This window comes from Microbacterium elymi, from assembly GCF_021582895.2.
Lineage (GTDB): Bacteria > Actinomycetota > Actinomycetes > Actinomycetales > Microbacteriaceae > Microbacterium > Microbacterium humicola.
Genome location: NZ_CP091139.2, coordinates 1,341,855 through 1,353,752 on the forward strand (window position 1 = coordinate 1,341,855; position 11,898 = coordinate 1,353,752).

The 11,898-nt window shown below is 70.5% G+C and carries 8 protein-coding genes and 2 pseudogenes; 5 read left to right on the forward strand and 5 right to left on the reverse strand.

From position 1 onward, the window contains the following. Window positions 1-27: 27 nt before the first annotated feature. Window positions 28-2,595 carry an ABC transporter substrate-binding protein gene (locus tag L2X98_RS07205; RefSeq protein WP_259612815.1) on the reverse strand — a complete coding sequence of 856 codons (2,568 nt, stop codon included), beginning with the start codon at window positions 2,593-2,595 and terminating at the stop codon, window positions 28-30. A gap of 267 nt (window positions 2,596-2,862) precedes the next feature. Here L2X98_RS07205 and L2X98_RS07210 point away from each other — a divergent pair, with 267 nt between their 5' ends. The 3 genes from L2X98_RS07210 to L2X98_RS07220 are packed head-to-tail and all read left to right on the forward strand — an operon-like array spanning window position 2,863 to window position 6,044. After that, window positions 2,863-4,332, forward strand: a complete 1,470-nt coding sequence (locus tag L2X98_RS07210; RefSeq protein ID WP_259612816.1) for a sulfatase-like hydrolase/transferase — start codon at window positions 2,863-2,865, stop codon at window positions 4,330-4,332. Beyond that, complete coding sequence (locus tag L2X98_RS07215; RefSeq protein WP_259612817.1) at window positions 4,325-5,212, forward strand: hypothetical protein; 888 nt, start codon at window positions 4,325-4,327, stop codon at window positions 5,210-5,212. The genes L2X98_RS07210 and L2X98_RS07215 overlap by 8 nt, the downstream gene beginning before the upstream one ends. A 4-nt stretch (window positions 5,213-5,216) precedes the next feature. Next, complete coding sequence (locus L2X98_RS07220) at window positions 5,217-6,044, forward strand: MBL fold metallo-hydrolase (protein WP_259612818.1); 828 nt, start codon at window positions 5,217-5,219, stop codon at window positions 6,042-6,044. Window positions 6,045-6,143: 99 nt separating this feature from the next. Here the strand turns inward: L2X98_RS07220 and L2X98_RS07225 are convergent. The 4 genes and pseudogenes from L2X98_RS07225 to L2X98_RS07240 form a co-directional block, all read right to left on the reverse strand. Beyond that, window positions 6,144-6,918, reverse strand: a pseudogene (locus tag L2X98_RS07225) (IclR family transcriptional regulator domain-containing protein). Between the two features lie 328 nt (window positions 6,919-7,246). Further along, window positions 7,247-8,423 (reverse strand): annotated as a pseudogene (locus tag L2X98_RS07230) (thiolase family protein). Between the two features lies 1 nt (window position 8,424). After that, on the reverse strand, window positions 8,425-9,090 hold the full coding sequence (locus L2X98_RS07235; RefSeq protein ID WP_259612819.1) for a 3-oxoacid CoA-transferase subunit B: 666 nt from the start codon (window positions 9,088-9,090) through the stop codon (window positions 8,425-8,427). Beyond that, window positions 9,087-9,848, reverse strand: a complete 762-nt coding sequence (locus tag L2X98_RS07240) for a 3-oxoacid CoA-transferase subunit A (protein ID WP_259612820.1) — start codon at window positions 9,846-9,848, stop codon at window positions 9,087-9,089. The genes L2X98_RS07235 and L2X98_RS07240 overlap by 4 nt, the downstream gene beginning before the upstream one ends. A 207-nt stretch (window positions 9,849-10,055) precedes the next feature. Between L2X98_RS07240 and L2X98_RS07245 the strand changes: the two genes are divergently transcribed. Both L2X98_RS07245 and L2X98_RS07250 read left to right on the forward strand, forming a co-directional pair. After that, a complete protein-coding gene (locus L2X98_RS07245; protein ID WP_259612821.1) occupies window positions 10,056-10,724 on the forward strand; it encodes an FAD-dependent oxidoreductase in 669 nt (222 codons plus the stop codon). Between the two features lie 11 nt (window positions 10,725-10,735). Continuing rightward, window positions 10,736-11,812, forward strand: a complete 1,077-nt coding sequence (locus L2X98_RS07250; RefSeq protein ID WP_259613225.1) for an FAD-binding protein — start codon at window positions 10,736-10,738, stop codon at window positions 11,810-11,812. Window positions 11,813-11,898 lie beyond the last annotated feature (86 nt).

Here is an 11,898-nt window from a genome sequence, read left to right on the forward strand (position 1 = left end):
TGGTCAGGATGGAGGTGGTGGAGACCGTCATGAGGCACGCAGTTTCGGGTCGAGAGCGCGGTTGAGGAGTTCGAGCGCCAGGTTGACCACGACGACGACGAACGTGGCCACCAGCACGAGCGCCTGCACCGACGGCAGATCTGCGCTTCCCACCGCCGCCTGCATGGCCTGGCCGATGCCCGGCAGCGCGAACAGCAGCTCGATGACGACCGACCCGCCGAACAGAACGATGAACTGCACCGCGATGCTGGCGACGATCGGCAGGCTCGCTCCGCGAAGCGCGTGCACGTAGATGATGCGCCAAGTGGGTGTGCCCACCGCTCGCAGCGTGCGGATGTGCTCCTGGGCGAGGGATTCGGCCATCGACGCTCGGGCCTGACGGGCGATCACGCCCGCCGAGGTGAGGGCGATGGTCAGGACCGGAAGCACGAGCGAGCGCGCCCAGCCTTCCGGACTGGTTTCGAAGGGGACGAAGCCGGTCGCGGGCAGCAGCCGCAGCTGAACGGCGAAGACATACACGAGCAGCACCCCGACCCAGAAGGCGGGAAGTGAGAGCAGGATGCCGGTGATCACGGTGATCACGCGATCCGTCGCCCGACCGCGCACCGTGGCGGTCACGCCCAGGATGATTCCGATGATCGCGCTGAGCAGCGTGCCACCCACCGCGAGTGCGGCCGTGACGGGCAGCCGCTTCGCCAGGGCCTGGTTGATCGGCTGCCCATCCACGAGTGAGACGCCGAAGTCGCCATGGAGCACGCCGTCGATCCAGCGCACGTACTGCTGGATCCAGGGGTCGGACCAGCCGATCTTCTCGTTGTAGGCCTGGATCTGCGCGGGCGTCGCGGACTGCCCGAGGGCGACCCCGCCCGGGCTGGACCCCGACAGGTGCACGAGCATGAACGCGACGGCCGACGCGACGAGCAACGTCACGATGGCGAGGCCGACTCGCTTGCCGATATAGAGGAACATCATCACTCCCCGTGGTTCCGGTGCCGCCTCACGACGACACCGGAACGCGATCAGGATGCCGGCTGGATGGATGCCAGGAGCGGGTAGGGCTCGGCGCCCGGGAAGGTGAGCTTGGCCACCTTGGACGTGTCGTACGCCCACGGCGACAGCTTGCTCGAACAGCGGGATCAGCCAGCCGGAGTCGACGATCGATCGGTTGAGATCCTTCAGTGCGGCGGTCTGCGCATCGGCGTCGCCGGCGCCCTGCGCGGCACCGAGAGCCCCCGCAGCCTTCTGGATGTCGGGGTTCTCGGCCTTGTGGTAGTTCGCGAAGCCGAAGAGCACCCCGAACACGTTGCTCAGCGGGTTGGTCCAGGGCAACGGGAGCGGTCCGCCCAACGGAGTCGTCTGCACCGCCTTGAACTGCTCTTCGGTCGACGACGAGTTCTTCAGCTTCACCTTCACGCCGATGGCCGCCCAGTAGGGCTGGAGCGCCTCGATGTCACGCTGGTTCCCTGGCGTGATATTGAATGTGAAGCTGAATCCGTTCGGGTAGCCCGCTTCGGCCAGCAGCGCCTTGGCAGCGGTCGGGTCGTAGGCGTACTGCGTCTCGAGTTCGGGCAGGTATCCAGGGTTGTCCGCAGGCAACGCGTTGGCCGTGGGGACCTCTCCCTTGTGCACGGCGTTGACGTAGGCCTTGCGGTCGATGGCCATCGACAGCGCCTGGTAGACCTTCGGGTCGCTCCACTCGGGCCCGGTGGCGCCCACCTTGTCGAACGCGATGATGTTCTGGACGGTGCCGCCGTTGGCGACCAGGCCGACGCCGGCCGAGGTGACCTGCGCCTGGGTGTCGGAGGTGATCTCGGCGACGTCCACCTGGCCGGAGATGGCGGAGTTCACGCGCGCCTGGGGATCCAGGATCGGGCGGAAGTCGTACGAGTCGAAGGGATAGGGGTCCTTGCCGGCGTAGTCGGCCTTCTTCACCTGGAGGTAGGTGTTGCCCTTCGTCGTCTTCGACGCGTCGATCGTCAGCGGTCCCGAGCCGTCTGGTGCCGCCGCGAGTGTGGTGCGGTCGGCGGCGGCCTTGGCGCCCACAATCGCGCCGGCCGGCATGGTGAGGTTCGCCTCGAATCCGGGGCGCGGGGCGGTGAAGCTGAGCGTGACCGTGTCGTCGTCGACGACCGTGACCTTGGAGATCTCGTTGTCCTGGCCCTTGCCGAACTGGTTGTAGGAGTTCAGTTCGGGATTTCCGATGCCGGCCAGGTTCGCCTTGACCAGTTCGGCATTGAGGGTGGATCCATCGGTGAAGGTCGCGCTCGTGTCCAGATCGAGCGTGAGCTGGGTCTTGTCGGCGTTGTAGCTGAACTTCGTCACCAGGTCGGGGACGACCTTGCCGTCCTGGTCGAGGGTGAACAGCGAGTCGTACATGCCCTCGTAAAAGATCCGCTGGCCGGTGCCATAACGCACCGGGTCGTAGCCGGACGGGGCCATATCGGCCTGGATGCCGATGGTCAGCTTGGAGGTGTCGACGGGACCGTCGGTGCCACCGCCGCCGCCACCGCCGGAGCAGGCACTGAGTGCGAGAGCCGAGACGGCGACCGCTGCGAGGACGGCGGCGCCCCGTGCGGCGTAGTTCTTTCGAGACATCCTGATCTCCTGTGATCGGTGCAGACTTCGACGTCGTATGTCGTAAGCGGCGTGCGGGTCACGCGAGCTTGTGGTCAAGCATGGACACTGTCCAGCCGTTTGGCCATTCGGATTCGCACGACGCGCATTAGGGTGCGCCTAACGGTCCCTCACTCGCCATGAGAACGATGAAACGTACTTTCATCCAATGAATCAGCAGATACACTTGTGAACCGGTGAGATCGAGGAGGATCACGGTGACGGAATCACCCCACAGCCGACTGCGCGGTGCTGCCGGCGCGAAGCCCCGCGGCTACGAGGGCTTCGGAGGCCTGGTCGCCCCGAACTCGTCCGCCTCGACGCCGTGGTGGCCGGTCCCGACATCCGCCGCTCCTGGCGCCCCGAACGTCGTCGTCATCCTCGTGGACGACATGGGCTTCAGCGACGTGCAAGCCGTTCGGCAGCGAGATCACCACCCCGGCGATCCAGCAGCTCGCCGACGACGGCTACCGGATGTCCAACTTCCGGGTCACGCCGCTGTGCGCCCCCTCGCGCGCGGCGCTGCTGACCGGGGTGAACCCGCACCGGGCCGGATTCGGGATGGTGCCGCACGTCGACCCCGGGTACCCCGGGATGAGCATGCGGCTGCCGTCGGACATGCCGACGATGGCCGAGTCGTTCCGCGCGAACGGGTACGCGACGCTCATGGTCGGCAAGTGGCATCTCACCCGCGAGGCGGACATGCACGACGGCGCCGACAAGAGCACGTGGCCCATCCAGCGCGGATTCGACCGGTACTTCGGGTCGATGGACGGCTTCACCACGCTGTACCACCCGCATCGGATCGTGCGTGACAACTCGCCTGTCACCGAGCAGTTCGGCGACGACGACTACCTCACCGACCGGCTCACCGACGAGGCCCTCGGCATGATCGACGCGCATCGCTCGGGCGGGGCGACGCGGCCGTTCTTCCTCTACTTCGCCCACCACGCCGTGCACGGGCCGGTGCAGGCCAAGCCCGAGAAGATCGCCGCGCATCGCGCGGCGTACGACGCGGGGTGGGATGTCGTCCGGGCGCAGCGGTTCGCCCGCCAGCAGGCCGGCGGACTGCTGCCCACGGACGCGGTGCTCTCGCCGTCGGACGCCGAGCAGACCGACGGCGTGCCCGCCTGGGACGATCTCGACGACCGGGAGCGGGAGCTGTACGCCCGGCACATGGAGGTGTATGCGGCCGCCGTCTCGTCGATCGACGAGAGCGTCGCGCGCATCGTCGCGCACCTGAAGGCGCTCGGCGAGTACGAGAACACGATCATCGTGTTCACCAGCGACAACGGCGGCAGCGGGGAAGGCGGGGTGGAGGGGACGCGCAGCTACTTCAGCCGCTTCACGACGATGCCGCTCCTGCCCGAGGACTGGGTCGCCGACGTCGAGCGCCCGCTCGATGAGATCGGCGGACCGCGCGTGCACGGCCACTACCCGCGCGGGTGGGCGCACGCGTCGAACACGCCGTTCCGCCTGTACAAGGGCTCGGTGCTCGAGGGCGGCGTGCACAGTCCGCTCATCGTGTCCTGGCCGCGAGGGTTGCCCGCGCCGACGCCGATGCCGGGGTGCGGGATCGGTTCGCCTTCGTCACCGACCTCGCCCCGACGCTGTTCGAGCTGGCCGGGATCACGCGCCCCGCTCGCTGCACGGCCGGCCGACGACATCCATCGACGGCTCGAGCTTCGCCGCGGCGCTGCGGGACCCGCGGATGGATGACGCGGGCATGGGCGACGCGGATGCGGCGGCAGCCGCGACGGAGCCGGCGGGGCAGTACGTCGCACTCCTCGGCCAGCGCGCGTTCTACCGCGGCCGCCACAAGGCCGTCGCCACCGGGCGTGGCCGCCCCGACGACCTGAGCCTCTGGTCGCTGTACGACATCGTGTCGGATCCGGCCGAGACCGAGGACCTCGCCACCGAGCACCCGGCGCTCGTGGCCGAGCTCGCCGAGGCGTGGCGGCAGGCGGCGTGGCACAACACCGTGTTCCCCGAACCGGACGAGCCGACCCTCCTGGCCACCCGCCCGTCGACCGACCTGGCGCTGGCGCAACCGGTGACCCTGCGCCCCGGGATGCCCACGCTGGAGCGGTTCCGCTCGTCGCGGCTGATCGGCCTGCGCTCGTTCGCCATCGAGATCGAGGTCGGCGGTGCGCTCGGCGACGGCGTGCTGGTCGCGCACGGCGACCAGGGCGGCGGATATCTGCTCTGGGCCGAGGCGGGAGTGCTCCATCTCGGCTACAACGCCTACGGCGACCTGCGGCGCACCCAGACCGCCGTCCCCGCGTCGGTGGGCCGCATCATCGCGCGGTTCGAGGCCCTGCGCGAGCTCGCGTGGCGGGTGGAGATCGAGGTCGACGGCGCCCCGGCGATGGTGCTGGATCGGGTGGCCATGCTGGTCGGCATGGCGCCGTTCACCGGAATCAGCGTGGGGCGGGATGCCGGGGGGCCGGTCGACTGGGAAGCTTGCACGAGCGGCACGGCGCCTTCGAGTATCGCGGCGCACTGCAGCACGTGCGGTACGTCCCCGGCCCGAAGGCCGCCTACAACCGCGAGATCATCGTCGCGATCGACGAGCTCAGCGCGCAAGCTGATGGACTGACCCCATGACGACGACGATCGAGCTGACGCTGCTGGGGACGGCCGGAGGACCCGGCGGTCATCTGCATCGAGCGGGGATCGCGAGCCTCGTGACGGTGGGCGGCCGCCGCATCCTGGTGGATGCCGGTGTGGCCGTCGTGCAGCAGCTGGCCCACGCCGGCTGCGCGGTCGGCGATGTCGACACCGTCCTGCTGACCCACCTCCACGACGACCACACCGCCGGGCTGCCGGCGCTGATGACGTTCCGGCACACCATGCGCGGCCGGCCTCTGACCGTGATCGGTCCGCCTGGCACTGCGGCCCTGCGCGACGGCATCCTCGCGTACCTGCGCACCAACACCGCGATCCGCGGCCGGGAGGGCAGCCTTCCCGACCCGGCGACGCTGCTCGCCGCCCGCGAGGTCGAACCGGGAGTCGTGATGGCGGATGCCGCGGTCACCGTGACCGCGGTGGAGAACACGCACTACGCCCTCACGTCGTTCGACGGCGCGCACCGCTCGTACGCGCTGCGCTTCGATTCCGGCGGGCGGTCGATCGTGTTCACCGGAGACACCGGCGAGAGCCCGGCCGTCACCCGGCTGGCGGCCGGGGCCGACATCCTGGTCTCCGAGATGGTGACGGAGGCGGATGCCGCCGCCGTCCCGGCGCCGGTGCGGGCGCACATGCGGGCCGAGCATCTGTCGCCGACCCAGGTCGGGCGGATGGCGGCTGCGGCGCGGGTGCGGACGGTCGTGCTCTCGCACTACACCGACGCCGGACCGGACGACCTCGCCGCGATCGCCCGGGAGTTCTCCGGCGAGATCATCGCAGGCGAGGACCTGATGCGTCTGTGAGCCGGCCGGTCGGTGCGGGTCAGAGCCGGTCGGAGCGGACCGGTGCCGGTCGGAGCGGGTCAGAGCCGGTCGGAGCGGGCCGGTGCCGGTCGGAGCGGGTCAGAGCAGCGCGAGGTCGGCGTCGATCGCGGCGGCGGTCTCCTGCAGCTGCGGCAGGTAGTCGTGGGTCACGACATCCGCCTCGACCCGGTGCGTGCTGGTCGAGACGTTGACGGCGGCAACGACCGATCCGTCGCGGGCGTGCAGGGGCACGGCGATCGAGCGCAGGCCCGGCTCGAGCTCGCCGTCGACGAGGGCCCACGCCTGGGCGCGCACCCGGGCGAGCTCCGCGGCCAGGTCGGCCGCATCGGTCACGGTCCGAGCGGTGAACGACTCGTGCGCGGATGCCGCGAGCGCGGCATCCCTCGCCTCCGGCGGCAGCGCGGCCAGCAGCACCCGACCCATGCTCGTGGCGTAGGCGGGGAAGCGCGTGCCGATCGTGATCCGCACGCTCATGATGCGGCGGGTGGGGACGCGGGCGATGTAGACGATGTCGCCGCCGTCGAGCACGGCCGCCGACACGCTCTCGTCCACGGTGCGGGAGAGCCGCTCGAGGTGCGGCTGTACCGTCTCGGGCAGCGACAGCGCCGAGAGGTAGCTGAAGCCGAGCTCGAGCACCCGCGGGGTGAGGGCGAAGGCGCGCCCGTCGCTTGCGCACGTAGCCGAGGGTCTCGAGCGTTCGCAGGAACCGGCCGGCCGCCGCGCGGGGGATGTCGGCGCGCTTCGCGACCTCGCTCGGGTTGAGCCGGGCGTGGTCGCCGTCGAACGCGCGGATCACGGCCAGTCCGCGGGCGAGCGACTGCACGAAGTCGCCCGATCCGGTCGCCTCACTCACGCGCACCCTCCCCCGTCATCCGCCCGCTCCTCCGAGGTTGTCCCCCGTCCCGCGAGATTGTCCCCCGTCCCGCGAGGTTGCCCCCCGTCCCGCGAGGTTGCCCCCCGTCCCGCGAGATTGTCCTCGGTTCGTCGAGATTGTCCCCGGTTCGTCGAGATTGTCCCCCGTCCCGCAAGGTTGCCCCCGTCCCGCGAGGTTGTCCTCGGTTCGTCGAGATTGTCCCCGGCGTGGGGCACAATCTCGGCGAACGAACGACAACCTCGACGAACATATGACAACCTCGGCGGGAAGGGCGGGGCGGGAGGGCGCGGGGCGGGAGGGGGCGGGGTCAGCGCTCGAGGACGACGGCCAGGCCCTGGCCGACGCCGATGCAGATCGCCGCGACCGCCACGCCCGAGCCCCGTCGGCGCAGCTCGTGCGCGGCGTGGCCGATGATCCGGCCGCCCGACGCACCCAGCGGGTGGCCGATCGCAAGCGCGCCGCCGTGGATGTTCACCTTGTCCGGGTCCAGCTCCGGCCACCCCTGGATGTCGGCGAGCGACTGCGACGCGAACGCCTCGTTCAGCTCGACGAAGTCCACGTCGGCCCAGGTGCGGCCCGCACGGGCGAGCGCCTTGTTGGCCGCCTCGATCGGTGCGAGCGGGAACACATCCGGGTCGACCCCGTGCGCCCCGCGGCCGGCGATCCGCGCCAGGGGCTCGGCATCCACCGCGCCTTCCCGTCCGAGCAGGCACAGCCGACGCGCCGTCGTTGATCGACGAGGAGTTGCCCGCGGTCACCGATCCGCTTCCGTCCGTCGCGAACAGGGCGCGCAGTCCCGCGAGCTTCTCCATCGACGTGTCCGGGCGGATGCCCTCGTCGCGGTCGAGCTCGGCGCCGGGCACCTGCACGATCTCGCCGGCGTAGACGCCCTGAGCCCAGGCATCCGCCGCGAGCCGGTGCGAGCGCAGCGCGAAGGCGTCCTGCTCCTCGCGCGAGATCCCGGCCTCCCGGGCGACCTTCTCGGCCGACTGACCGTTCGAGATCGTCCAGTCGGCGGGCAGCCTCGGGTTGGTCATGCGCCACCCGATCGACGTGTTCCACATCGTCTGGTTGCCGGTGGCCGGCCACGGCTTGGCCGACTTCTCCACGATGAACGGCGCCCGGCTCATCGACTCGACGCCGCCGGCGAGGATGATGTCGGCATCTCCCGACTCGATCGCCCGCGAGCCCTGGACGACCGCCTCGACCGAGGAGGCGCACAGGCGGTTCACGGTCACGCCGGTGACGGATGTGGGAAACCCGGCCAGCAGCGCGGCCATGCGCGCGACGTTGCGGTTGTCCTCGCCGGCCTGGTTCGCGTCGCCGAAGATCACGTCGTCGATGCGCGCCGGGTCCAGTCCCGTCCGCTCGATCGTCGCCTTCATCACGAGGGCGGCCAGGTCGTCGGGGCGCACGCCGGCCAGGGCTCCGCCGGCGCGGCCGAACGGGGTGCGGACGGCGTCGTACACATAGGTGGCGGTCATGTCAGTCTTCCTTCCGGGATGCCGCGGCTGCGGCATCCGTCAGTTCCAGTCCGGTCAGCTCGGCCAGCGACGCGACGGTGTTGTCGCCGAAGACCTCGCGCACGGCGAAGCCCTCCGGGGTCACGTCGAACACGGCGTGATCGGTGTAGACGCGGGTGACGCAGCCGACGCCGGTGAGCGGGTAGGTGCAGGCCGCGACCAGCTTCGACTCGCCCTTCTTGGTGAGCAGGTCGGTCATCACGAACACCTGCTTGGCGCCGATGGCCAGGTCCATCGCGCCGCCGACGGCCGGGATCGCTCCGGGCGCCCCGGTGGACCAGTTCGCCAGGTCGCCGGTCTGCGACACCTGGAACGCCCCGAGCACGCACACGTCAAGGTGGCCGCCGCGCATCATCCCGAACGAGTCGGCGTGGTGGAAGTACGCCGCGCCGGGCAGTGCAGTGACCGCCTGCTTGCCCGCGTTGATGAGATCCGGGTCGACTCGGCCGGCCTCGGGTGCCGGGCCCATGCCGAGCAGGCCGTTCTCGGTGTGCAGGATGATCTCCTGGTCGTCGGGCAGATAGTTGGCCACCAGCGTCGGCGCGCCGATGCCGAGGTTCACGTACGAGCCCTCGGCGATGTCGGCGGCGATCCGCGCCGCCAGGTCCTGTCGGCTGATCGTGGTCATCGCTGGGCCTCCTGCCCGGTCGCGGCATCCGATTCCAGCGGAGCACCCTCGAGGTCGACGCCGCCGATGAATGCGCCCTCGCGCAGCCATGGACGCGCGCCCAGCGCCACGACCCGGTCGACGAAGATGCCGGGCGTCACCACCGTCTCGGGGTCGATCGCCCCCAGCGGGACGACCTCGTCCACCTGCACGATGGTCATGGTCGCCGCCGAGGCCATGATCGGCCCGAAGTTGCGGGCCGTCTCGCGGTAGACGATGTTGCCCCAGCGATCTGCCCGCAGCGCGCTGACCAGGGCGACGTCGGCCTTGATCGGATACTCGAGAGCGTACTCGCGGCCGTCGATCACCCGGTGCTCCTTGCCCTCGGCCAGCTGGGTGCCCACCCCGGTCGGCGTGAAGAACCCGCCGATGCCGGCGCCGGCGGCGCGGATCCGCTCGGCGAGATTGCCCTGGGGCACCAGCTCGAGCTCGATCTGGCCCGCGCGGTACAGCCCGTCGAACACCCACGAGTCGTGCTGGCGGGGGAACGAGCAGATGATCCGACGCACCCGCTTCTCGGCCAGCAGGGCGGCCAGGCCCACATCGCCGTTGCCGGCGTTGTTGCTCACGATCGTGAGGTCGCCGGCGCCCTGGGCGATCAGGGCGTCGATCAGCTCGACCGGCTGACCGGCCCGGCCGAATCCGCCGATCATGATGGTCGCGCCATCGGGGATGCCGGCCACGGCGGCCGCGACATCCGGCACGGTCTTGTCGATCACGAGCCCTCCTCCTCAAGGTCACATGCTGTTCGCTGTGCGAACGTATGTCCGTCCTGTGAACAGGATATCACGCCTACGGCCCAATCCGGCGGGTCCGAGGTATTGCGCATTCGGGGCAGAAAATATAGCGTGCTATCAGCACGGTAGTTCAGCGTTTATGTCTCATCGCGACATAGTGTGATCGTCGCCGCCGCGCCACTGGAGGTAATGATGTCGTCGCTGACCGACCCTGTCACCGCGGATACGTTCGACGTGGTCGTGGTCGGAGCCGGGGCGGGCGGGCTTGCGTCGGCCGTCCGGGCCGCCCACGGCGGCGCATCCGTCCTGGTCCTGGAGGCGGCGGATGTCTGCGGCGGTGCCACCGCGTGGTCCGGTGGATGGCTATGGGCGCCGCGCTCGATGCTCGCTCGCGCCGAAGGCGTCGACGAATCCCTCGACGACGTCAAGGCCTACCTCCGCGCCGCGCTCGGCGACGACTACGACGAGGGGCGAACGGATGCGTTTCTCCGCACCGCTCCGGAGATGATCGAATTCTTCCACACCCGGACGGCTCTGAAGTTCGTGCCGGGCTCCCGGATCCACGACGTGTACGGCGACCTGCCCCACGCGGGGACGGGGAACCGCTCGGCCGGCGCCAAACCCGTCAACGCCCGGCGGCTGAGCCGGTCGGTGCGCCGGCTTCTGCGCGGACAGCTGTACGAGACGTCGTTCCTGGGCATGGGGATCATGGCCGGGGACGACCTCGGCGGCTTCCTGGCCGCAGCGCGGGGCGACCTGAAGGGCCTCTGGCACTGCACCTGGCGACTGGGGCTCGCACCTGATCGACCTCGTGCTGCACCGACGCGGGATGCAAGCTGGTCAACGGCGGCGCGCTGATCGGACGCCTGCTGCAGGCCGCCGAGGACGCCGGCGTCCGGATCCTCGTCTCGTCGCCGGCACGCCGGCTGCTCACCGATCCCGGCGGCCGGGTGACCGGTGTCGTCGCACGCACGCCGAACGGTCCGCGCGCGTTCACCGCCCGGCGCGGCGTGGTGCTCGCCGCCGGTGGCTTCCCGAACGACATCGAACGCCGCAGCGCCCGCTTCCCGCGCACGCCCACCGGCGCGGAGCACTGGACGCTCGCGCCGGCCACCACCGACGGCACCGGAATCTCGCTGGGCGAGAGCGTGGGCGGGGTGCTGACGCAGGGCGCGTCGGCCGGGGCCTGGTGCCCCGTGTCGCTGGTGCCGTATCGCAGCGGCCGCGTCGGCGTCTTCCCGCACATCATGGACCGCGCCAAGCCCGGCAGCATCGGGGTGGTCAGCACCGGACGCCGCTTCGTCAACGAGGCGAACGGGTACTTCGACTATGTGAGCGCGATGTTCACCGCGGCGCCCGAGGGTGAGCCCGTGCAGTCCTGGCAGATCGCCGACTCCCGCTTCGTCCGGCGCTTCCCGCTGGGGATGGCCAAGCCGCGCCCGGTGCCGCTGTTCCCCTATCTGCGCGGCGGCTACCTGGTCCGCGCGCGATCGCTGGGCGAGCTGGCCCGGAAATGCGGGATCGATCCGGATGGACTCGTCGAGACCGTGGCGCGATTCAACGCCGATGCACGGCGGGGCGTCGACCAGGACTTCGCGCGCGGCTCCACGCCGTTCAATCGCTACGGCGGAGACGCCACCCACACGCCGAATCCTTCGCTGGCTCCGATCGACAGACCGCCGTACTACGCCGTGCGGGTGCGGCCGGGCTCGTTCGGGACGTTCGCCGGGCTCGCCGCCGACGAGCGCGCACGGGTGCTGGATGCTGCGGGCCGGCCGATCCCCGGGCTCTATGCGGCGGGGGCCGATCAGGCCAATGTGATGGGCGGTCACTACCCCGCCGGCGGCGTGAACATCGGACCGGCCCTCACCTTCGGCTTCGCGATCGGGCGCGAGCTCGCCCAGACCGCACCCACCCCCACCCCGATCAAGGGAGACCCGCAGTGACCAGGCAGATCGGCGTCGCACACCTCACTCTCCTCCCGTTGACACCGCCTGAAATGGTCACGGTCGCCGCAAGCCGTCGGCCTCGA

Excerpts from the sequence above, each read along its gene's own strand:
- L2X98_RS07205 (WP_259612815.1), bottom strand. The coding sequence starts at position 2,595 with ATGTCTCGAAAGAACTACGCCGCACGGGGCGCCGCCGTCCTCGCAGCG.
- L2X98_RS07215 (WP_259612817.1), top strand. The coding sequence starts at position 4,325 with ATGGATGACGCGGGCATGGGCGACGCGGATGCGGCGGCAGCCGCGACG.
- L2X98_RS07220 (WP_259612818.1), top strand. The coding sequence starts at position 5,217 with ATGACGACGACGATCGAGCTGACGCTGCTGGGGACGGCCGGAGGACCC.
- L2X98_RS07235 (WP_259612819.1), bottom strand. The coding sequence starts at position 9,090 with ATGACCACGATCAGCCGACAGGACCTGGCGGCGCGGATCGCCGCCGAC.
- L2X98_RS07245 (WP_259612821.1), top strand. The coding sequence starts at position 10,056 with ATGATGTCGTCGCTGACCGACCCTGTCACCGCGGATACGTTCGACGTG.